16 protein-coding genes are annotated in these 23389 nt (G+C 56.2%); 2 read left to right on the top strand and 14 right to left on the bottom strand.

Annotated features, from left to right (window positions below):
* Positions 1–384 precede the first annotated feature (384 nt).
* A complete protein-coding gene (malT, locus tag EGY08_RS16970) occupies positions 385–3090 on the top strand; it encodes an HTH-type transcriptional regulator MalT (protein ID WP_004126077.1) in 2706 nt (901 codons plus the stop codon).
* A gap of 167 nt (positions 3091–3257) precedes the next feature.
* On the opposite strand, the gene EGY08_RS16965 is transcribed toward malT, so the two are convergent.
* The 3 genes from EGY08_RS16965 to glpE are packed head-to-tail and all read right to left on the bottom strand — an operon-like array spanning position 3258 to position 5255.
* Positions 3258–4016: a DeoR/GlpR family transcriptional regulator gene (locus EGY08_RS16965; protein WP_004126080.1), complete on the bottom strand. Its 759-nt coding sequence runs from the start codon at positions 4014–4016 to the stop codon at positions 3258–3260.
* A gap of 19 nt (positions 4017–4035) precedes the next feature.
* The gene (gene glpG / locus EGY08_RS16960) at positions 4036–4866 is read right to left on the bottom strand and encodes a rhomboid family intramembrane serine protease GlpG (protein ID WP_032741973.1); all 831 of its coding nucleotides are present in this window, start codon (positions 4864–4866) and stop codon (positions 4036–4038) included.
* A gap of 59 nt (positions 4867–4925) precedes the next feature.
* Positions 4926–5255, bottom strand: coding sequence for a thiosulfate sulfurtransferase GlpE (gene glpE, locus EGY08_RS16955; protein ID WP_004126086.1), 330 nt, complete (start codon positions 5253–5255; stop codon positions 4926–4928).
* Positions 5256–5466: 211 nt separating this feature from the next.
* Between glpE and glpD the strand changes: the two genes are divergently transcribed.
* Entirely contained in the window at positions 5467–6975 is a 1509-nt protein-coding gene (gene glpD / locus EGY08_RS16950; protein WP_004126088.1) for a glycerol-3-phosphate dehydrogenase, read from the top strand.
* Positions 6976–7027: 52 nt separating this feature from the next.
* Here the strand turns inward: glpD and glgP are convergent, their stop codons facing one another.
* From glgP to EGY08_RS16890, 11 genes are all read right to left on the bottom strand, one after another.
* Entirely contained in the window at positions 7028–9475 is a 2448-nt protein-coding gene (gene glgP, locus EGY08_RS16945; protein WP_004126089.1) for a glycogen phosphorylase, read from the bottom strand.
* Positions 9476–9490: 15 nt separating this feature from the next.
* The gene (gene glgA, locus EGY08_RS16940) at positions 9491–10924 is read right to left on the bottom strand and encodes a glycogen synthase GlgA (protein WP_004126091.1); all 1434 of its coding nucleotides are present in this window, start codon (positions 10922–10924) and stop codon (positions 9491–9493) included.
* Positions 10924–12219, bottom strand: coding sequence for a glucose-1-phosphate adenylyltransferase (gene glgC, locus EGY08_RS16935; protein WP_004126094.1), 1296 nt, complete (start codon positions 12217–12219; stop codon positions 10924–10926). The genes glgA and glgC overlap by 1 nt, the downstream gene beginning before the upstream one ends.
* An 80-nt stretch (positions 12220–12299) precedes the next feature.
* On the bottom strand, positions 12300–14276 hold the full coding sequence (gene glgX, locus EGY08_RS16930; protein ID WP_123828701.1) for a glycogen debranching protein GlgX: 1977 nt from the start codon (positions 14274–14276) through the stop codon (positions 12300–12302).
* Complete coding sequence (gene glgB, locus EGY08_RS16925) at positions 14273–16459, bottom strand: 1,4-alpha-glucan branching enzyme (RefSeq protein WP_004126099.1); 2187 nt, start codon at positions 16457–16459, stop codon at positions 14273–14275. Before glgB ends, glgX begins: the two co-directional genes overlap by 4 nt.
* Before the next feature lie 247 nt (positions 16460–16706).
* Entirely contained in the window at positions 16707–17813 is a 1107-nt protein-coding gene (asd, locus tag EGY08_RS16920) for an aspartate-semialdehyde dehydrogenase (protein WP_049115486.1), read from the bottom strand.
* Between the two features lie 452 nt (positions 17814–18265).
* Positions 18266–19606 carry a gluconate transporter gene (gntU, locus tag EGY08_RS16910; RefSeq protein WP_004126107.1) on the bottom strand — a complete coding sequence of 447 codons (1341 nt, stop codon included), beginning with the start codon at positions 19604–19606 and terminating at the stop codon, positions 18266–18268.
* On the bottom strand, positions 19606–20136 hold the full coding sequence (gene gntK, locus EGY08_RS16905; protein ID WP_004126110.1) for a gluconokinase: 531 nt from the start codon (positions 20134–20136) through the stop codon (positions 19606–19608). Before gntK ends, gntU begins: the two co-directional genes overlap by 1 nt.
* 181 nt (positions 20137–20317) lie before the next feature.
* Positions 20318–21313: a gluconate operon transcriptional repressor GntR gene (gene gntR / locus EGY08_RS16900; RefSeq protein ID WP_004106498.1), complete on the bottom strand. Its 996-nt coding sequence runs from the start codon at positions 21311–21313 to the stop codon at positions 20318–20320.
* Between the two features lie 114 nt (positions 21314–21427).
* Positions 21428–22123, bottom strand: coding sequence for a pirin family protein (locus tag EGY08_RS16895; RefSeq protein ID WP_123828700.1), 696 nt, complete (start codon positions 22121–22123; stop codon positions 21428–21430).
* 121 nt (positions 22124–22244) lie between these two features.
* Entirely contained in the window at positions 22245–23282 is a 1038-nt protein-coding gene (locus EGY08_RS16890; RefSeq protein WP_004126116.1) for an oxidoreductase, read from the bottom strand.
* Between the last annotated feature and the right edge of the window lie 107 nt (positions 23283–23389).

The raw sequence follows: 23389 nt of genomic DNA, 5'->3' as shown, positions 1-23389 counted from the left end.
AGCGGGCAAAACATCGATTTGTAAATATTGCCAAATAAAAGTAAATATCTGCAGAATAAACGGACTGTAATGCAGAAATAGCTCAAAAAGATGACTTATAAGATTTCACTGATAATATTTCATTAAAAACAAACAGCTACTAATTTTGTAATAAAAGATTAGCTTATCGTGCCTAAAACTTCCGCAATCCCAATAACCGCGCGCGCTGCCGCGCATTTATATGAATTTCTCTCACTATGCAAATTTGTGACATAGAGCAAATTCAAGAGCATAAAACTCGGACATAACTTGCAATAAAATTCATTATGGCCGACCTTATTGGATATTAATTACGAAGCGCAAAAAAATTCGCAATTCCTCACTTGCACAGCGAAATGAAGAACTATGTTGATTCCGTCTAAATTAAGTCGCCCGGTCCGCCTTGAACACACTGTGGTTCGTGAGCGATTGCTGGCGAAACTTTCCGGCGCGAACAATTATCGTCTCGCGTTGGTGACCAGTCCGGCTGGATACGGTAAAACCACGCTCGTTTCTCAATGGGCGGCGGGGAAAAACGATCTCGGCTGGTTCTCGCTGGATGAAGGCGATAACCAACAGGAGCGTTTTGCCAGCTATCTTATCGCCGCCGTTCAGCAGGCGACAGGCGGCCACTGTGCGGCCAGCGAAGCGATGGTGCAAAAGCGCCAGTACGCCAGCCTGCCCTCTCTCTTCGCGCAACTGTTTATTGAGCTGGCCGACTGGCAGCGCCCGTTATTCCTGGTGATTGATGATTATCATCTGATCACCAATCCGGTTATTCATGATGCGATGCGTTTCTTCCTCCGCCATCAGCCGGAAAATATGACGCTGGTGGTGCTGTCGCGTAATCTGCCGCAGCTGGGTATCGCCAACCTGCGCGTGCGCGATCAGCTGCTGGAAATCGGCAGCCAGCAGCTCGCTTTTACCCATCAGGAAGCGAAGCAGTTTTTCGACTGTCGTCTCAGTTCGCCTATTGAGGCCGACGATAGCAAAAGGCTGTGCGACGATGTTGCCGGCTGGGCCACCGCGCTGCAGCTGATTGCCCTCTCGGCGCGCCAGAACAATACTTCCGCCCATCACTCCGCCCGTCGTCTTGCCGGTATTAACGCCAGCCATCTTTCTGACTATCTGGTCGATGAGGTGCTGGATAACGTGGACCCGCGGACGCGTAACTTCCTGCTAAAAAGCTCGCTGCTGCGCTCGATGAACGATGCGCTCATCGTCCGCGTCACCGGCGAAGAGAATGGCCAGATGCAGCTGGAAGAAATTGAGCGTCAGGGATTATTCCTGCAGCGGATGGACGACTCCGGCGAATGGTTTCGCTACCATCCGCTGTTCGGCAACTTCCTGCGCCAGCGCTGCCAGTGGGAGCTGGCGGTCGAACTGCCGGAAATTCACCGTGCGGCCGCTGAGAGCTGGATGGCGCAAGGCTTCCCGAGCGAAGCTATTCATCACGCCCTGGCCGCGGGTGACGCCAAAATGCTGCGCGATATTCTGCTCAACCACGCGTGGGGCATGTTTAACCACAGCGAGCTGAGTTTGCTGGAACAGTCCCTCGCCGCGCTGCCTTGGTCAAACCTGCTGGAAAACCCGCGTTTGATTCTTTTGCAGGCCTGGCTGATGCAGAGCCAGCACCGCTATAGTGAAGTCAATACCCTGCTGGCGCGCGCCGAGCAGGAAATGGATTCGGAAATGGACACCGCCATGCACGGCGATTTCAACGCCCTGCGTGCCCAGGTGGCGATCAACGCCGGCGATCAGGACGAAGCCGAGCGCCTGGCGATGGTGGCCCTTGATGAACTACCGCTGGCCAGCTACTACAGCCGCATCGTTGCCACATCCGTACACGGCGAAGTTCTGCACTGCAAAGGCCAGTTGAGCAAATCGCTGGCGGTCATGCAGCAGACGGAACAGATGGCCCGCCGTCATGACGTCTGGCACTACGCGTTATGGAGCATGATCCAGCAAAGCGAAATTCTCTTCGCACAGGGCTTCCTGCAGGCCGCCTGGGAAATTCAGGAAAAAGCTTTCCAGCTCATTCGTGAACAGCATCTGGAACAGCTGCCGATGCATGAGTTCCTGCTGCGTATTCGTTCCCAGCTCCTGTGGGCCTGGGCACGGCTGGATGAAGCGGAAACCTCCGCGCGCAGCGGCATGAACGTGCTCTCGTCCTATCAACCGCAGCAGCAGCTGCAGTGCCTGACGCTGATGGTGCAGTGCTCGCTGGCGCGCGGCGATCTGGATAACGCCCGCAGCCATTTGAATCGCCTGGAAAACCTGCTGGGCAACGGTCATTACCATAGCGACTGGGTATCCAATGCCGATAAAGTCCGGGTTATCTACTGGCAGATGATCGGCGACAAAGCCGCCGCGGCAAACTGGCTGCGCCAGACGCCAAAACCGGAGTTCGCCAATAACCACTTCCTGCAGAGCCAGTGGCGCAATATCGCCCGCGCGCAAATTCTGCTCGGCGATTTTGATTCCGCCGAAATGGTACTGGATGAGTTAAACGATAACGCCCGCTCGCTGCGTTTGATGAGCGATCTGAACCGCAACCTGCTGCTGCTCAACCAGCTCTACTGGCAGGCAGGGCGTAAGAGCGAGGCGCAAAAAGCGCTGCTGGAAGCGCTCACCCTCGCGAACCGCACCGGGTTTATTAATCATTTTGTCATTGAAGGCGAAGCGATGGCGCAGCAGCTGCGCCAGCTGATTCAGCTCAATACGCTACCGGAGCTGGAGCAGCACCGCGCCCAGCGTATTCTGCGCGATATCAACCAGCATCATCGCCATAAGTTCGCCCACTTTGACGAGAGCTTCGTCGAGCGGCTGCTGAACCATCCGGAAGTGCCGGAACTTATCCGTACCAGCCCGCTGACCCAGCGCGAATGGCAGGTGCTGGGGCTCATCTATTCCGGTTACAGCAACGAGCAGATCGCCGGTGAGCTGGACGTGGCCGCCACGACGATTAAAACACATATCCGTAATTTGTATCAGAAGTTGGGCGTGGCGCACCGCCAGGATGCCGTTCAGCATGCCCAGCAGCTGTTGAAAATGATGGGATACGGCGTATAAGCCGCTATCGGCTGGCCTTATACATCGCCACCCTGATAATTGCCGGCGGAAAAATTTCCCTCCGCCTGGCGTTCTCCCTCTCCATCACCGGAGATAAGCGCGTGACATATCACCCGCGGCATCACGCCATGCGGCGCGCGTTGGCCTGCCCCGGAAAAGTTAATGAATCAGCACAGCTCCAGCTGAAGATTATTGTCGGTAATCACCTTCAGCACGCCGGCCGGCGGCATAACATCGGTGTAGACCGCATCAACCATACTGATGCTGCCCATATTAACCATCGCGTTACGGCCAAACTTAGAATGGTCAACGACCAGCATCACGTGACGAGAGTTTTCAATAATCGCCCGCTTGGTGCGCACTTCATGGTAGTCGAACTCCAGCAGTGAGCCATCGGTGTCGATACCGCTGATGCCGAGAATGCCGAAATCAAGACGAAACTGGGAGATAAAATCCAGGGTGGCTTCACCGATGATACCGCCGTCCCTGCTACGCAGCTCGCCGCCGGCCAGAATAATGCGGAAATCCTCTTTCACCATCAGCGTATTGGCGACGTTGAGGTTATTGGTGACGATACGCAGATCGTTATGGTTAAGCAGCGCATGGGCTACCGCTTCCGGCGTGGTACCGATATCGATAAACAGCGTCGCACCGTCGGGGATTTCGCTCGCCACCTTGCGGGCAATGCGCTCTTTTTCCTGAGTCTGGGTCGATTTCCTGTCGTGCCATGAAGTATTCACCGAGCTGGAAGGTAGCGCGGCGCCGCCGTGATGACGGAGGATCATTTTCTGATCGGCTAAATCATTCAGATCGCGGCGAATGGTCTGCGGGCTGACGGCAAACTGCTCGACAAGCTCTTCGGTACTGACGTATCCCTGTTTTTTTACCAGCTCGATAATCGCGTCATGACGTTGTGTTTGTTTCATGAAATATCCCTGGGAATCTCTACGTTCGTTTTCGCACATTCTGCGTATCAACAAACGCCATCGCCAGCCCGGTCACCAGACCGGCCACGTGCGCGCCGTTCGCAATCGACATGCCGAAAACATCAAACCAGCCAGCAATTAACCACACTAAAGAAAAGAGTATCAAGCCGCGCTGTAAATAAACGCCACTTTGCGGATCGCGCTCGCCTCGCAGCCAGACATAGCCCATTAGCGCATAGACCACGCCGGACAGTCCGCCAAACCACGGGCCGCTAAACTGATGCTGAACAAAGCCGCTCAGCAAGGCGCTGATTACGGTAATCACCACCAGTTTGCCGCTGCCAATGCGCTTTTCTACCGCTCCGCCGAGGTACCACCACCATAGCAGGTTGAACAAAATATGCATCAGCGAGAAGTGCATGAGCGCATGGCTAAAGTAGCGCCAGACTTCAAATTTCAGCGAAGGATCGTAGGGCCAGGCCAACAGCAGCATGACCGGTTGATCGCCAATGACCGTTTGCAGGACAAAGACGACGATGCAGGCGAAGAGCACGCCCCAGGTCACCGGCCCGGCGTTATGGCGAAGCGTCGCTAAAAAGGGGAAGCGCTGGTAGTGCAGCCCGCTGTTGGTGTGCCCCGACTGCCAGCTGGCGGCAAGGTAACGCGGATCGGCGGGATTTTCCAGAAAACGGGCCAGCTCGGCCTGCACGCGTCCAGCCTGGGACTCATCGGCCAGCCAGATATCGCTCTGCGTATGCTGCTGAATAGTCAGAATAATCCCCTGCGTCGCCATATAGTCGACAAACGCCTGGGCCACGCGCGGGTTGGCAAAAGAGGTAATCATTAACATGCAGCGGATCGCTTATTCCACACAAAGGGAGATATTATAGCCACAACCGACGCTAACGCCTAAAGTGCGCCATGCGCAACTTCCGCCGGGAAATGCCGATGCCAGGCATCAAACCCGCCGTCCACGCTATAAACCTTGTCGTAACCCTGCTGTAGCAGATACTGTGCGGCGCCTTTGCTGCTGTTGCCGTGATAACACATCACCATGACCGCCGTATCAAAATCGTTGTCGCGCATAAACGCGCCCAGCGTATCGTTAGTCAGATGAAAAGCGCCCGGCGTGTGGCCCATTGCATAGCTTTGCGGGTCGCGAATATCGACCAGCACCGCCGTCTGCTGGTGCATTTTCTGGTGGGCTTCTTCTACGTTAATACATTCAAAGCGATCCATAAGCTCTCTTCTTTATATACGGATATACAGGCAGGCGGCGAACGCCCTGGATTTTAGCGTCTAGTGTACAGCCTGGCGCTAAATAAACGCCAATATGTTACACGCATCACTCTGAAATGTTTTTTTGATGTTACCAATAGCTCGATTGTTTGCTATATTGAGCGATATCGAACATTTATGAGCTTAAACGAAAGTGTAAGAGGTGGCGAGCGTGGAAACCAAAGATCTGATTGTGATAGGGGGAGGCATCAACGGTGCCGGTATCGCGGCAGACGCCGCAGGGCGTGGTTTATCCGTGCTGATGCTGGAGGCGAACGATCTGGCCTGCGCCACATCCAGCGCCAGCTCAAAGCTGATTCACGGCGGGCTGCGCTACCTTGAACACTATGAGTTCCGCCTGGTGAGCGAAGCGCTGGCCGAGCGTGAAGTGTTATTAAAAATGGCCCCGCACATCGCCTTCCCGATGCGCTTTCGTTTACCGCATCGTCCGCACCTGCGCCCGGCGTGGATGATCCGCATTGGGCTGTTTATGTACGATCATCTGGGCAAGCGCACCAGTTTACCCAGCTCAACCGGGTTGCGTTTTGGCACAGAATCGGTACTTAAACCTGAAATCGTGCGCGGTTTCGAATATTCCGACTGCTGGGTCGACGATGCGCGCATGGTGCTGGCCAACGCCCAGATGGTTGTGCGTAAAGGCGGGGAAGTGCGCACCCGTACCCGCGCCATCTCGGCAAAACGTGAAAACGGTTTGTGGATTGTTGAGGCAGAAGATATTGATAGCGGCGAGAAGTTTACCTGGCAGGCGCGCGGTCTGGTTAACGCCACTGGCCCGTGGGTTAAACAGTTCTTCGATGAAGGGATGCACCTGCGCTCACCGTACGGCATCCGTTTGATTAAGGGCAGCCATATCGTCGTGCCGCGCGTGCATGCGCAGAAGCAGGCCTACATCCTGCAAAATGAAGATAAACGTATTGTTTTTGTGATCCCGTGGATGGATGAATTCTCCATCATTGGCACCACCGACGTTGAATATAAAGGCGACCCAAAAGCCGTGGCGATCGACGGTAAAGAGATTAATTACCTGCTGAACGTCTATAACGCCCACTTTAAAAAGACGCTCACGCGGGACGATATTGTCTGGACCTACTCCGGCGTACGCCCGCTGTGCGACGATGAATCCGACTCACCGCAGGCGATCACCCGCGATTACACCCTCGATATTCACGATGAAAACGGACAGGCTCCGCTGCTGTCGGTCTTTGGCGGCAAGCTCACGACCTATCGTAAGCTTGCCGAGCATGCGCTGGAGAAACTGACGCCTTACTATAAAGGCATCGGCCCGGCATGGACCAAAACCGCGGTACTGCCCGGCGGCGATATCGGCGGCGACCGTGACGACTACGCGGCAAAGCTGCGCCGCCGCTTTTCGTTTATCAGCGAATCGATGGCCCGCCACTATGCGCGGACTTACGGCAGCAATAGCGAATGGATCCTCGGCGAAGCGACTTCGCTTGCCGATCTGGGCGAAGATTTCGGCCACGAGTTTTATGAAGCCGAGCTGCGCTATCTGGTAGAACACGAGTGGGTACGCCGTCTGGATGACGCTATCTGGCGCCGGACCAAACAAGGTATGTGGCTGAATGCCGAGCAGCAGGCGCGCATCAGCGAGTGGCTGGCGCAGCACGCGGGAAAGTCTGAACTGTCGTTAGCGTCGTAAAACTGTAAATAGCAACGGGGCCTGGTGGCCCCGTTTTGTTATGGCTAACCCGCTACAGACGTACTGGATCGATATGCCAGATATGGTCGGCATACTCCTTGATCGTGCGGTCAGAAGAGAAGTAGCCCATATTGGCGATATTGAGCATCGCTTTGTTGGCCCACTCTTCCGGGTGAAGATACAGCTCATCCACCTTATCCTGACAATCCACGTAGCTACGAAAATCCGCCAGCACCTGGTAGTGGTCGCCAAAGTTAATCAGCGAATCCAGCAGATCGCGATAGCGGCCCGGCTCCGATGGGCTGAACAGGCCGGTGCCGATCTGCGTCAGCGCCTGGTGCAGCTCTTCATCCTGCTCATAGTAATCACGCGGTTTGTAGCCGTCGGCACGCAGGGCCTCCACCTCTTCCGCCGTATTACCGAAGATAAAGAAATTATCCGCCCCTACGTGCTCCTGCATCTCAACGTTAGCGCCGTCCAGAGTACCGATGGTTAACGCGCCGTTAAGCGCGAACTTCATATTACTGGTCCCGGAGGCCTCCGTTCCCGCCAGCGAAATCTGCTCGGAGAGATCCGCCGCCGGAATGATCAGTTGCGCGAGGCTGACGCTGTAGTTAGGGATAAACACCACTTTCAGCTTATCGCCAATCTGCGGATCGTTATTCACCACCGCCGCGACGTCGTTAATTAAATGAATAATATGTTTGGCCATGTAGTAAGCCGAAGCCGCCTTTCCGGCGAAGATATTCACCCGCGGCACCCACTCGGCGTCGGGGTTGGCCTTAATGCGATTGTAGCGAGTAATCACGTGCAGCACGTTCATCAGCTGACGTTTGTACTCGTGAATACGCTTGATCTGCACATCAAACAGCGCCTTCGGATTCACTACCACATTAAGCTGCTGACCAATGTAGTTCGCCAGCCGCTGCTTGTTTTCCAGCTTAGCCTGGCGCACCGCCTGGTTGACTTTCGGATAGTCAATATGCTGCTCCAGCTCCTTCAACTGGCTCAAATCCGTGCGCCAGTTATGGCCGATATTTTCATCCAGTACTTTTGATAGCGGCGGATTCGCCAGCGCCAGCCAGCGGCGCGGCGTCACGCCGTTCGTGACGTTGGTAAAGCGCATCGGGAAGATTTTGGCAAATTCGGCAAACAGCGACTCGACCATCAGCCGGGAGTGCAGCTCCGACACGCCGTTGACCTTATGGCTCACCACCACCGCCAGCCACGCCATACGTACGCGACGACCGTTGGACTCGTCGATAATCGACGTCCGGCCCAGCATCGCCGTATCGTTGGGGTACTGCTCCTGCAGGGTCTTCAGGAAATAGTCGTTGATCTCGAAGATAATCTGCAAATGACGCGGCAGGATTTTACCCAGCATCTCGACAGGCCAGGTCTCCAGCGCTTCGCTCATCAGGGTATGGTTGGTATAGGAGAAGACCTGGCAGGTCACCTCGAACGCCTCATCCCAGCTGAACTTATGCTCGTCAATCAGCAGGCGCATCAGCTCCGGAATCGACAGCACTGGATGCGTGTCGTTGAGATGAATCGCGATTTTGTCTGCCAGGTTGGCGTAGGTTTTATGCAGCTGGTAGTGGCGGCTGAGGATGTCCTGCACCGTCGCCGATACGAGGAAGTACTCCTGCCGCAGGCGCAGCTCGCGTCCTGAATAGGTCGAGTCATCCGGATAGAGCACCCGCGACACGTTCTCGGAATGGTTTTTATCTTCCACCGCCGCGAAGTAGTCGCCCTGGTTGAATTTACCGAGGTTGATCTCGCTGCTGGCCTGGGCGCTCCACAGGCGCAGCGTGTTGGTAGCGTCGGTGTCGAAGCCAGGGATAATCTGGTCATAGGCTTCTGCAATAATCTCTTCGGTCTCCACCCAGCGGGAGTATTTACCTTCCTGCTGAATACGGCCGCCGAAGCGCACTTTGTAACGCGTATTATGGCGCTCGAACTCCCACGGGTTGCCGTACTCCAGCCAGTAATCCGGGGATTCTTTCTGCCGCCCATCGACGATATTCTGCTTAAACATCCCGTAGTCGTAGCGGATACCGTAGCCGCGGCCCGGTAACCCCAGCGCCGCAAGCGAATCGAGGAAGCAGGCCGCCAGACGACCAAGACCGCCGTTACCTAAGCCCGGGTCGTTTTCTTCATCAATTAATTCTTCAAGGTTCAGCCCCATCTCTTCCAGCGCGCTGTTCACATCTTCATAAATGCCGAGCGATAACAGCGCGTTGGACAACGTACGGCCAATCAAAAATTCCATCGACAGGTAGTAAACCTGGCGAACTTCCTGAGAAAGCTGCGCACGGTTTGAGCGCAGCCAGCGCTCAACCATGCGATCGCGAACGGCGAACAGCGTGGCGTTGAGCCATTCATGCTTGTTAGCGATAGCCGGATCTTTGCCGATGATAAACATCAGCTTATAAGCAATAGAGTGCTTTAACGCCTCAACGCTCAGGGTGGGTGATGAGTAGCTAAAAGGTACATTCATAGCTTTGGCTCCTGGTTACAGCAAGCGTTGATAAAGTTCGCGGTAAGAATTCGCGGCAACCTGCCAGCTAAAATCCATATTCATCGCCTGACGCTGGACGTAGCGCCAGAGCGATGGGCGCGACCACAGAACAAACGTGCGTCGAATCGCCCGCAGCAGCGACAAGGCGTTGCTGTCTTCAAAAACAAAGCCGGTAGCCAGACCATCGGCGAGGTTCTCCAGCGAGCAGTCGGAAACGGTATCCGCCAGGCCGCCGGTACGCCGCACCAGCGGTAGCGTGCCATACTTCAGTCCGTACAGCTGGGTTAAGCCGCACGGTTCAAAACGGCTCGGCACCAGAATCACATCGGCGCCGCCCATAATGCGGTGCGAGAAGGCTTCATGGTAACCAATCTGTACGCCGACTTTACCCGGATGTTCGGCCGCGGCGGCAAGGAATCCCTCCTGCAGCACCGGATCGCCCGCCCCCAGCAGCGCCAGCTGGCCGCCCTGTTCAAGCAGGCCCGGCAGCGCTTCAAGCACCAGGTCCAGCCCTTTCTGGCTGGTCAGACGGCTGACAACGGCAAACAGCGGCGCTTTGTCATCCACCTTCAGACCCATGGCGATTTGCAACTGGCGTTTATTCTCCGCTTTTTCTTCCAGCCTATCGCGGTCATAGCGCGCGGCCAGCAGCAGGTCGCTTTCCGGATTCCAGATATGGTCATCCACCCCGTTGAGGATCCCGGAGAGGCGGCCCTCGTGCTGACGCTGACGCAGCAGCCCTTCCATCCCATAAGCGAACTGCGGCTCGGTGATTTCACGGGCATAGGTTGGACTGACCGCCGTAATGTGGTCGGCGTAATAGAGGCCGGCCTTCAGAAAGGAGATCTGGCCGTTAAATTCCAGTCCATGAACGTTGTAAAACGACCACGGCAGTTCAATGTCGTTCATATGCCACGAGTAGAACATCCCCTGGTAGGCCAGGTTATGCACCGTAAAGACCGACTTAGCTGGGTGACCGCGCGCCGCCAGATAGGCCGGCGTCAGGCCCGCATGCCAGTCGTGGGCGTGAACAACATCAGGGCGCCAGAAAGGATCCAGGCCGCAGGCCATCTCGCTGCCTACCCATCCCAGTAGCGCAAAGCGCAGCACGTTGTCGGTGTAAGCGTGCTGATTGGTATCGTGGTAAGGGCTCCCTGGCCGATCGTAGAGATGCGGGGCATCAATCAAATAGATGCCCACGCCGTTAAAGTGCCCGAACAGCAGGGTGATGCGCCCGGCAAAGGTCTCCCGGCGCGTCACCACCTGCGCATCCGTTACGCCGCGACGGAGATCGGGAAACGCCGGCAGCAGCACGCGAGTGTCGACGCCTCCTGCGATTTGCGCTGCAGGCAGCGCGCCGATCACATCCGCCAGTCCACCGGTTTTTAACAGCGGGAACATCTCTGAACATACATGTAATACCTGCATTAGCGCTCCTGTGGGTACCCCAATTTCCGCAGCATGTCGCGGGTGACCAGCACGATACCTTCCTCCGAGCGGTAGAAACGGCGTGCATCTTCTTCCGCGTTCTCCCCAACAACCATACCTTCCGGGATCACGCAAGCGCGGTCAATAATGCAGCGACGCAGGCGGCACGAACGGCCAACCCAAACCTCTGGCAACAAAACTGCCGAATCAATGTTACAGAATGAATTCACCCGCACGCGCGGGAACAGCACCGACTGCACGACCACCGAACCAGAGATAATACAGCCCCCGGAGACAAGCGAGTTCAGGGTCATCCCGTGGCTACCCGAGCGGTCCTGAACGAATTTTGCCGGTGGCAAAGGCTCCATATGGGTGCGAATCGGCCAGTTCTGATCGTACATATCCAGCTCTGGAGTCACCGAAGCCAGATCGAGGTTGGCTTTCCAGTAAGCTTCCAGGGTCCCCACATCGCGCCAGTAGGGTTCAGACTGCGGATCGGACTGCACGCAGGAGAGTGGGAAAGGATGTGCATAAGCCATGCCAGCTTTGGTGATTTTCGGGATGATGTCTTTACCAAAATCGTGGCTGGAGCTTTCGTCGTTATCGTCGTCTTCCAGCAGCTCATAAAGGTAATCCGCATCAAAGACATAGATACCCATACTCGCCAACGATTTGCTGGCATCGCCCGGCATCGCCGGAGGGTTAGCCGGCTTTTCGACGAAATCGATAATCTTATCGCTCTCGTCCACCGCCATCACCCCGAACGCCCGTGCTTCTTCAATAGGCACCGGCATACAGGCGACGGTGCAACGCGCGCCTTTTTCGACGTGATCGATAAGCATCCGCGAGTAGTCTTGTTTGTAAATATGGTCGCCCGCGAGGATAACGACGTACTCCGCCTTGTAGCGACGAATGATGTCGAGGTTCTGCGTCACCGCGTCCGCCGTGCCGCGATACCAGTTTTCCCCCTGCATCCTTTGCTGAGCGGGCAGCAGGTCAACAAACTCGTTCATCTCTTCATTGAAGAACGACCAGCCGCGCTGGATATGCTGCACCAGAGTATGCGATTGATACTGGGTGATGACGCCGATACGGCGAATGCCTGAGTTAATACAGTTAGATAACGCAAAATCGATAATGCGGAACTTGCCGCCGAAATGGACAGCAGGTTTCGCGCGTTTATTGGTCAGATCCTTCAGACGGGTACCACGTCCCCCAGCAAGGATCAGCGCAACGGATTTGATCGGCAACTGACGCGCCAGCATCAACGGATCGTTCTTTTCTACCCCAACCATAATTAACTCCTTTTTTACTCCCCAGCTTGCCTGCCCTTCTCGCCGCGCCGCCGCTTCGAGACCAACCGGAAGCCCCGAGGTTACGACCTTTGAAATACGCACACTCCGTGCGCGGGCCCATGCCAGACAGCCATAGTGACCGGATTATCCTCTCCGGCGAAAGGTGGAATGGCGCGCCATTCCCCCGCAGGTAAAACCATCTCCGCCACCTCGGCGGTGGCGTTGAGCGCCATCAGCCAGCGATCGGACAATATGATCTGCATACGCGGCGCACCGTGCTGCCATTCATCGGCGGACAGCGGCTGCGCATGTTGGTTTAACCAGCGAACGCGGCCGTCTCCCTCCTGCCACCAGCGATTCTCGGTTAAAGCCGGAATACGCTGGCGCAGATGAATTAGCGCGGCGGTGAACGCGGTCAGCCCGCGGTTAGTATGGTTCCAGTCCAGCCAGGTAAACGCATTGTCCTGACAGTAAGCATTATTGTTGCCATGCTGGCTGTGACCGTGTTCGTCACCCGCCAGCAGCATCGGCGTTCCCTGCGCCAGCAGCAGCGTCGCAAGGAGAGCGTGAACGCTGGCACGACGCCGTTCAATCACGGCAAGACTCCCTTCTAATCCTTCTATACCATGATTGTTGCTGTAGTTATTGTTAGTCCCATCGCGATTCTCCTCCCCGTTCGCTTCATTATGTTTCTGATTGAAACAAACGCAGTCGCGCAGGGTAAAACCGTCATGGGCGGTGACCAGATTCACCGCCGCCGCAGGCGCTCGTCCATGACGCTGAAAGACGTCGCTGGAAGCGGCAAAGCGCTGAGCGAAGTCGCCCAGCGAGACGTTCTGCTGCAGCCAAAAACGACGCGCGGTATCGCGAAAATGGTCGTTCCACTCGGCGAACAGCGGCGGAAAGTTCCCCACCTGGTAGCCGCCGGGACCGATATCCCAGGGTTCCGCGATCAGCTTCACCTCCGCAAGATGCGGATCGTTACGGATGGCCTCAAACAGCGGCGCATCCTGACGAAACGCCGGCGTCCGCCCCATCACCGAAGCCAGGTCGAAACGAAAGCCGTCGACGTGACACTCATCGACCCAAAAGCGCAGGCACTGGCGGGCATACTCCACCACGCCGGGGTGGCTGAGGTTGATGGTGTTCCCGCAGCCGGTCCAGTTGTGGTAATCACCGTCTTCCCTGATCCAATAATAGCTACGGTTATCGATTCCGCGCAGCGAGAAGGTCGGCCCTTCCAGGTCTATCTCCGCGCTATGGTTGAGCACCACGTCAAGGATCACTTCAATGCCCGCTGCATGCAGCGCTTTAACCGCATCGCGAAACTCATTTAACGCCTGTTCCGTCACGCTGGCGTAGCGGGTATCGAGGGCGAAAATCGCCAGCGGGTTGTAGCCCCAGTAGTTGCTTAACCCCATCCGCTGAAGGCGCGGTTCGCTGGCGAACTGCGCCACCGGCATTAACTCTAGTGCAGTAATGCCAAGCGTGCGGAAGTAATCGATCATCACCGGGTGACCGAGCGCTTTATAGGTGCCGCGGATACTCTCCGGCAGATCGGGGTGCAGATACGTCAGCCCCTTGACGTGGGCTTCATAAATCACCGTCTGGCCCCACGGCGTGCGCGGCGGCTTATCGCCGCGCCAGTCGTAATGCAGGTCGATCACACGCGACTTCGGCGCTATCGCTGCGCTGTCGCGGTTGTCGGGAGCGAAGTCGCCGCCGTGCAGACGCTCATCGTCAGGCAGCCCGCCCTCCACGTGATGACAGCAGGGGTCGAGCAGCAGTTTGGCCGGATTGAAGCGGTGTCCCTGCGCCGGGTCCCAGGGCCCGTGGACGCGATAGCCGTAGCGTAAGCCAGGCCCGGCATCGGCGAGCCAGCCGTGCAAGATATCGCCGCTGCGCGCGGGCATGTCGACGCGCCGCTCATTGCCCTGGTCGTCAAACACGCAGAGTTCCACCCGCTCCGCATGGGCGGAAAAGAGTGCGAAATTCACGCCTTTACCGTCGTAGCTGGCCCCTAAAGGCGCGGGCTTTCCTGCAGTGAGTGCGATCATTGCGCCTCCCGCACCAGCCACACCGTCGCCAGCGGCGGCAGGGTAATGGAGAGGGAGTGTTCACGACCGTGGCTGGCGATCGCTTCGCTTTCAACGACCCCGCCGTTGCCGGTATTGCTGCCGTGGTAGTGCATGGAGTCGGTGTTCAGCTCTTCACGCCAGCGGCCGGGCTGGTTGATGCCAAATCGGTACTCATGACGCGGCACCGGAGTGAAGTTGCTGGCGACGATGATTTCATTGCCCGCCTTGTCGCGACGAACAAAGATAAACACTGAGCGCTCATGATCGTCCACCACCAGCCATTCAAAGCCATAAGGGTCGAAATCCAGCTCATGCAGCGCTTTGTGGTGACGATAGGTATGATTGAGGTCGCGGACTAGCCGCTGGACGCCGTGGTGCCAGTTGTCGCCGCCCTCCAGCAGATGCCAGTCGAGGCTCGCATCGTGGTTCCACTCACGCCCCTGAGCAAACTCATTGCCCATAAACAGCAGCTTTTTACCCGGGAAGGCAAACAGCCAGCCGTAGTAGGCGCGCAGGTTGGCGAACTTCTGCCATGCGTCGCCCGGCATGCGGTCGAGAATCGATTTTTTGCCGTGTACCACTTCATCATGAGAGAGCGGCAGGACAAAGTTTTCGGTGTAGTTGTAGAGCATGCCGAAGGTCATCTTGTCGTGATGATGTCGACGATGCACCGGGTCCAGCTTCATATAGTCGAGGGTGTCGTGCATCCAGCCGAGGTTCCATTTAAACCAGAAACCCAGCCCGCCGGTTGAGGAAGGACGAGAAACGCCGGGAAAATCAGTCGACTCTTCCGCCATCGTCACCGCGCCCGGCGTCTGTTCGCCCAGCACGCGGTTGGTATTACGCAGAAACTCAATCGCCTCCAGGTTTTCCCGACCGCCGAACTCGTTCGGTACCCACTCGCCCTGTTTGCGGCTGTAGTCGCGATAAATCATCGACGCCACCGCATCGACCCGCAGCGCGTCAATGCCAAAGCGCTCGATCCAGTACAGCGCATTACCAACCAGGTAGTTGCTGACCTCGCGGCGGCCATAGTTGTAGATCAGGGTATTCCAGTCCTGGTGATAGCCTTCGCGCGGGTCGCTGTGTTCATACAGCGAGGTGCCGTCAAACGAAGCGAGAGCAAAATCATCCGCCGGGAAATGACCGGGCACCCAGTCCAGAATAACGTTAAGCCCCGCGGCGTGCGCGGCGTTGATAAAGTAGCGGAAATCCTCCCGGGTGCCGAAGCGACGGGTGGGCGCGTACAGCCCGGTCGGCTGATAGCCCCAGCTGCCGTCAAACGGATGCTCGTTAACCGGCAACAGTTCGAGGTGGGTAAAGCCCATCCATTTGGCATACGGGACCAGCTGGTCGGCAAGCTCGCGGTAGCTTAACCAGAAGTTATTATCGGTGTGGCGGCGCCAGGAGCCGAGGTGTACTTCATAAATCGATATCGGCGCATCAAACTGATTCGCCTGTTTGCGCTCCGGCGGCTGCTCGACCTTTTCCGGCAGCCCGCAGATAAGCGAGGCGCTCTCCGGGCGCATTTGCGCTTCAAAAGCGTAAGGGTCAGATTTCACCCGCAGATTGCCATGGGCATCGATAAGCTCGAATTTATACAGCTGACCGTTCAGCGCGCCGGGAACAAATAGCTCCCAGATGCCGGACTCTTTGCGCAGGCGCATCGGATGACGGCGGCCGTCCCAGTAGTTAAACTGGCCGACAACCGATACCCGGCGGGCGTTAGGCGCCCAGACCGAGAAGCGCGTGCCGACCACCCCGTCCATGGTGTCGGCATGCGCGCCCAGCGTTTCATAAGGACGCAGATGCGTGCCTTCCGACAGTAGCCAGACATCGAGATCCTGCAACAGCGGACCAAAACGATACGGGTCATCAATCAGGTTCTGCTGCCCGTGCCAGGTGACGGCCAGCTGATAGCGAAAAGGATTTTTGCGGCGCGGCAGAACGCCGCAGAAGAAACCGCGCGAGTCGAGGCATTCTAGCTTGCCGACTTTGCGTCCGGTTTTTGGTTCAATGACCCACACATCGGTGGCATCGGGTAATAATGCACGAACTTCCAGCCCGGCGTCGGCGTAATGCATGCCAAGCACGGAAAAAGGATCCGCAAAATGGCCGGCGATAAGCGCATTAATCACGTCCTTATCAATACGATTAGACATGGTTTCATCCTGTTGTAGGTGTCGCCCTTTCCTGTATCCGGCGACTTTTTTTGACCTGAACGGCGCAGCACGTTATGCGTCCCCCTGCTCCGTCCCACCTTCAGGTAAGGAGACAGCGTGACTCCTTACTTAAAGCATAGCCAAGGCTGAGTTACCTCCGTTGGGAAAAATCTAACATTCGCGTTTACTCCTTGTATTACGCAAAAAAAAGGGGTGTTTCAACACCCCTTTTCCCATCTTGTGACGACTACGCCAGCTGTTTTAGCATGCGGCGGAGCGGCTCGGCGGCCCCCCACAGCAGCTGGTCGCCCACGGTGAAAGCCGACAGATACTCCGGCCCCATGTTCAGTTTACGCAGGCGGCCCACCGGGGTGGTCAGGGTGCCGGTGACGGCAGCCGGGGTCAGCTCACGCATAGTAATATCACGATCGTTCGGCACCACTTTGGCCCACGGGTTGTGCGCGGCCAGCAGTTCCTCAACGGTCGGAATAGAAACATCTTTTTTCAGCTTGATAGTGAACGCCTGGCTATGGCAGCGCAGCGCGCCAACGCGAACGCACAAGCCGTCTACCGGAATCGGTGAGGCGGTCGCGAGAATTTTGTTGGTCTCCGCCTGGCCTTTCCACTCTTCACGGCTCTGGCCGTTATCCAGCTGCTTGTCGATCCATGGGATCAGGCTGCCCGCCAGAGGAACGCCAAAGTTGTCCACCGCCAGTTCGCCGCTGCGGGTCAAAGAGGTGACCTTGCGTTCAATCTCAAGGATCGCGGAGGCCGGATCCGCCAGCTCAGCCGCAACGTGGCTGTGCAGTTGGCCCATCTGGGTCAGCAGCTCGCGCATATGACGCGCGCCGCCGCCGGAAGCCGCCTGATAAGTCGCCACGCTCACCCACTCGACCAGATCCTGAGCAAACAGGCCGCCGAGAGACATCAGCATCAAGCTAACGGTACAGTTGCCGCCAACAAAGGTTTTCACGCCGTTGTTCAGACCTGCGGTAATGACGTCCTGGTTCACCGGGTCAAGAATGATAATGGCGTCGTCCTTCATGCGCAGCGAAGAGGCCGCGTCAATCCAGTAGCCCTGCCAGCCGCTTTCACGCAGCTTCGGGTAAATATCGTTGGTGTAATCGCCGCCCTGACACGTGACAATAATGTCCAGCGCCTTCAGCGCTTCCAGATCAAACGCATCCTGAAGCGTGCCACCGGTACTGCCACCAAAAGATGGAGCAGGCTGCCCCAGCTGAGAGGTGGAGAAAAAAACAGGGCGAATGGCGTCAAAATCGCGCTCTTCAACCATGCGTTGCATGAGGACAGAGCCGACCATTCCGCGCCAGCCGATAAAACCAACATTTTTCATAACGTATTCCTGCGAGGTGTGTGCTGTTTGTTCCAGGCCAGTTTCCTACTGGTGAGTCCTTCACATTACAAAATGCAGCTAAAGTCGCAAGTGAAATTAATCAATGATTGCGAGGCAATCAGTAACGCAGCTAATTTTGCCTGATGGCCGCCGTCACTGGCACCCCGGAATACCCGAATAATTATCAGGGAATTTACATTGTGAAGGGAATATTTTCCGCCGCTATTTTATTGATCCGGGTTATGGATTACAGCAGAAATTCGGTTGTTTTATTCTCGCTGACCAAACTGGTTAAATCCAGGCGTGGCATGGGTTTATGAGCCATATGATGTTTGTCGTATTTCTGGTAGTGGCAGATCGGAAGAGGGGTAAAGCTAAGGGTTTTCGATATAAGTAGAGCGGGGAAATTAACCCGGCATCGCCTCGCTCCGCCGGGTGTTTCACTTTGTCGGTTAACTCAACAGCGTAAACGCAATCATACCGACTATCGCCCCGACGGTGCCGAGGATAGTTTCCATCATCGTCCAGGTCTTCAGCGTTTGCGCTTCGGTCGCGCCGGTAAACTTACCGAACAGCCAGAAGCCCGCGTCGTTAACGTGGCTGACGACGATAGAGCCGCCGGCGATGCAGATGGAGAGCGCCGCCATCTGCGCGCCGCTGTAGTGCAGCTGTTCAATAACCGGCATGACCAGACCGACGGCCGTCAGGCAGGCCACGGTCGCGGAGCCCTGAATAATACGTACCGCCGCCGCCAGCACAAAGCAAGTGATCGCAATTGGCAGGCCCATCCCGGTCAGCGCTTCGCCGAGCGCCGGCCCCACGCCGGAGTCGACCAGCACCTGTTTGAACACGCCGCCCGCACCGATCACCAGCAGAATAATGCCCGCTGGCTGAAGCGCATGACCGCAAATCTCCATCACCCGATCTTTGGCCATCCCCTGACGTACCGCCAGGCCATAGATCGCCACCAGGCAGGCAACCAGAATTGCGGTAAACGGATGGCCGATAAACTCAAACCATTCGTAGGCGGTAGAGCCTTCCGGCACAAAACGCGCAGCGATGGTTTTCAGGCCAACCAGCACCAGCGGCAGCAGAATTAAGGCCAGACTGAAGCCGAAGGACGGCATTTTGCCTTCGCCGAGGTGCGGCTCGCTGATATCGTCAGGCGTATGCAGCTCAACGTAGCGGCTGATAAAGTTACCCCACAGCGGCCCGGCAATAATCATCCCCGGGATCGCGGCGCACAGGCCAATCAGGATCATCCAGCCAAAGTCGGCGTGCATCTGTGATGCCAGCAGCATCGGCGCAGGCCCCGGCAGCAGGAACGCCGCGGCGGCGGCCACCCCGGCAAACAGCGGGATCACCAGCTTCACAAGGTTGGTACCGGTATGACGCGCCATCGAGAACGCCACGCTGATCAGCAGCACGATCGCCACTTCGAAAAACAGCGGCAGCGCGCAGATAAGGCCGGCCAGGCCTATCGCATAGTGGGCGCGACTATGGCCGAAAGATTTCAACATTTTGACGGCAATCTGGTCGACCGCGCCGGTTTCATGCAGGATCTTCCCGAACATTGCCCCTAGCGCGACGACGATAGCCAGAAAGCCCAGCGTGCCGCCCATGCCTTTTTCCATTGTCGCCGCGATCTTGTCCAACGGCATGCCGGAAAAAAGCCCTGCTCCAATAGAAACCACCATCAAAGCCACAAAGGCATGCATACGCGCCTTCATCACTAAAAACAGCAGCAGCAAAACGGAGCCGACTGCTGTTAAAACAAGCGTTAATGTACTCACTATTTACTGCCTTTGTTGATCACCTCAATGGTGCTGGCGACCACGCCTTCCAATGACTGGTCGATATCGACGATTAAAACATCGTTTTCATCCGTGCCCGGCTCTTGCAGCGTTTCAAACTGCGTAACCAACATCTGGGTTTTAAAGAAATGGCCTTTACGCGCCTTCAAACGTTGTTCGATAACTTCGAAATCGCCTTTAAGATAGATAAAAGAGAGGTTCGGGTTGCCTTTACGCAGGATGTCGCGATAGCTCTTTTTCAGCGCGGAGCAGACAATCAGCGACACTTTATTGGTACGCTGCATGGCAAACGCGGCATCGTTCAGCGCCTGCAGCCATGGGGTGCGGTCATCGTCATTTAACGGTTCGCCGGAAGCCATCTTGTTGATGTTGCTGCGCGGATGCAGAAAGTCACCGTCGAGAAACGCGGCGTGCAGTTGATGCGCCACTTCGCTGGCGACAGCGGATTTGCCGCTGCCGGAAACGCCCATCAGGACATAGATGTGGTGATCATGGTTAGTCGTGCTCAAAGCTTCCTCCCACTGGACACATACGCGCAGCCTGGCAGCGTTTAACGGCGTGGAACACTGGCGTACAGGTTAATTGTTACGGGTAACTGTTATCGGTAACATTGTCATGCCGGAGTTGTGGAGAAGCAATAACCATTCGTGCCAGATGTGAATATGTGTGATCTACTTCAAATTTGTCAGTTTAAATAGATCCGCCCGGTGACAATGTGAAACCTAAATCTAACATCTTAGGCGTCACCGCTTCACCGCGAATACGCGCCAGCAAACGCTCTGCGCCAATCCGCCCCATCCGCTCACGCGGCGTCAGCACGCTGGCCAGACGCGGCTCCATCACCTGGCCGATATCGTGGCCGTGGAAACCGGCAATCGCCATATCGTCAGGGATTTTCAGCCCCAGACGCTGGCACTCAAACGCCGCGCCGACCGCAAGGTCATCGTTGGTACAGAATATGCCGTCAAGCTGCGGATATTCACGACGCGCCTGGCGCATCAGCTCAATCCCCGAAGAATAAGAGGAAGACTGCTCAACCATCACGCTGTAGGGCGTCATCCCGGCATCAAGCATCGCCTGCTCGTACCCCTTCTGTTTGATGATAGTACGTTCATCAAGACGTGCGCCAAGATAGGCAACGTGACGGTGGCCATGATTGATAATCGCCGCGGTCATCTGCCGGGCCGCTTCAAAGTTATCAAAGCCGACGGCGATATCGAGACACGGCGACTGGCTGTCCATCAGCTCCACGACCGGGATCCCCGCGACTTCGATCATCTTCAGGGTGCGCGGCGTGTGGGTTCGTTCGGTGAGGATTAGACCGTCAATGTTCCAGGAAAGCATGGATTCCAGACGTTTTTCTTCCATTTCCGGCTTATAGCCGTAGTGCGCCAGCATCGTCTGGTAACCGAAAGAGTCGGTCACGCTTTCAATACCGCGCAGCACTTCTGAGAAAACCTGGTTGGTTAACGAGGGCAACAGCACGCCAATGGCGCGGCTGGTGGCATTAGAGAGGATGTCAGGGGCGCGATTAGGAATATAACCCAGTTCATCGAGAGCAACGGCTATCTTGCCACGCAGCGCTTCGGAAACCTGTTCCGGGTTACGTAAATAGCGACTGACCGTCATTTTGGTCACGCCGACAAGATCGGCTACATCCTGAAGTACGGGTCTTTTCTTTTTCATCGTCCTGACTGCGATCAACGGGGAAACATTTCCCCAGTTTATCACGGACAAAGCGCAACCTTCCCTAACATCCGGGAAGGTTGCGCAATTTATTTAGACCCGATCGGAGAACGATCAGACGGGCGGCAGATCGAACAGCAGAATTTCGCTATCGCTGTCGGCGTGTACGGAAATCGCCTGCTCGTCCCAAATCGCCAGGCCATCGCTGGTGGTAGCTTTCGTTCCGTTGATGGTGACTTCACCTTTCACCACCTGGATCCACACCCGACGTTCAGCGGCAATCTGGTGCACCGACTGCTCATCTTTCAACAGCGCCCAGCGGTACAGCTCCATATCCTGGTACACCTTCAGCGAACCTTCACGAGCATCCGGCGACAGTACCAGCTGTTTGCCCTGCGCGGCGTCAAAGCGGCGCTGTTCGTAGCGCGGCGTGATGCCATTTTTTTCCGGCATAATCCAGATCTGGTACAGATGCAGTTTTTCCGTGGCGCTTGGGTTGTACTCAGAGTGACGAACTCCGGTACCCGCGCTCATGATCTGGAACTCGCCCGCCGGAACCTGCTCTTTATTCCCCATGCTGTCCTGGTGCTCAACGGCCCCTTCCAGCACGTAGGTCAGGATTTCCATGTCCTTGTGCGGATGGGTACCGAAGCCCTGGCCGGCATCAATCACGTCGTCATTGATCACCCGCAGCGCCGAGAAGCCCATAAAGTTAGGGTCGTAATAGTTAGCGAAAGAGAAAGTATGCCAGGAATCCAGCCAGCCGTGGTTAGCGTGGCCGCGATCGTTAGCTTTACGTAAGTAGATCATGTTGCACCCCCGTATGTTTTCGATGGACTCAGTGTGGACCCAATCGCCAAACGATCATAGAGGGTGAAAATTGACTCCTCTGTTCAAAAAATATGAACGAGTACAGAGGAGCCATGATGGCTTATCGGGTAAGGGTAATCGTGGCAGGTGATGGCTGTTCAAAGCCGCGTTCGAGGATCTCCAGGTTTGTGAGAACTTCAGATTCCTTGACGAAATTTGGCTGACCGTTAATGAGGGTTTCATACAGCGAATCATAGACCCGCCCATAGTCGCCGGTTTCAAGCGGGATCTCTTCCCGTACGGTTTCCCCCGCCTCATTGACGTACTCCAGCAGACCAACCGTCTCATCCGCGCCGAATCCCGGCTCGCCCGGCATAACATTGGCCTTCAGGCTGGTCTCCTGCTGGTCGATACCGTATTTAATAAACGAACCTTTATGACCATGGACGATGAATTTTGGGTAGGGCAGCTTCACCAGATGGCTGGTTTTGACGATCGCCTTCAGGTTGCCGTAGAACAGCTGGGCCTCAAAGGTATCGTCCGGGTTGGCCTTATTGCGCAGGCTACGGATGTCATAAGAGACATGGTCCGGGCGACCGAACAGGGAGATAATTTGGTCCAGGGTATGGACGCCCAGGCCGTAGAATGTGCCGTCCTGAGGCAGCCCGGGTTTTCCTCCATCTACCGGACGATAGTTGTCGAAATGGTTTTCAATCTCGACGATCTCACCAAGTTTTCCGCTCTCAATCACCTTCTTCGTGGTCAGGAAGCAGGAGTCGAAGCGACGATTCTGGTACGGCGTAACCGTCAGTCCCTTGCTTTTCGCCAGGGCGAATAGCGTTTTTGCCTCCTCAAGCGTCGGGGTAAAGGGCTTTTCGACCAGTACATTTTTGCCCGCCTCCAGCGCCCGTTTCGCATAGGAAAAATGGCTGTCCGCGTGGGTGCAGACAATCACCAGTTTGACCTGCGGGTCGTTAAGCACTTCCTCGAGGTCGCTGGTGAAGTGGATGTGCGAATACTGCGGAGCCTGTTCCTCCGGCTTTGCGCTGCGGCGGTAGATATGCGCCACATGCCAGCGTTCTTTTCGGTGCAGGACATAGGGAAGATGGTAGCGGGTGGTGCTTTTGCCGAATCCAATAAATGCGCAGTGCAAAGTCATAACGCTATCCTTATTTAAGGTCTCTGCTGTTAACCATAGCGCAAGCTGGCTGCAAACTTAACCCCTTCAATGAGTGTGCCAAATTCTTAAATGTTAAATTTAGCGCT

Origin of the sequence: Klebsiella sp. FDAARGOS_511, assembly GCF_003812845.1 — a bacterium.
GTDB classification, from domain to species: Bacteria; Pseudomonadota; Gammaproteobacteria; order Enterobacterales; family Enterobacteriaceae; genus Klebsiella; species Klebsiella grimontii.
Note: the sequence above shows the minus strand (reverse complement) of the source record. Positions and strands in the feature narration are given on the sequence as shown.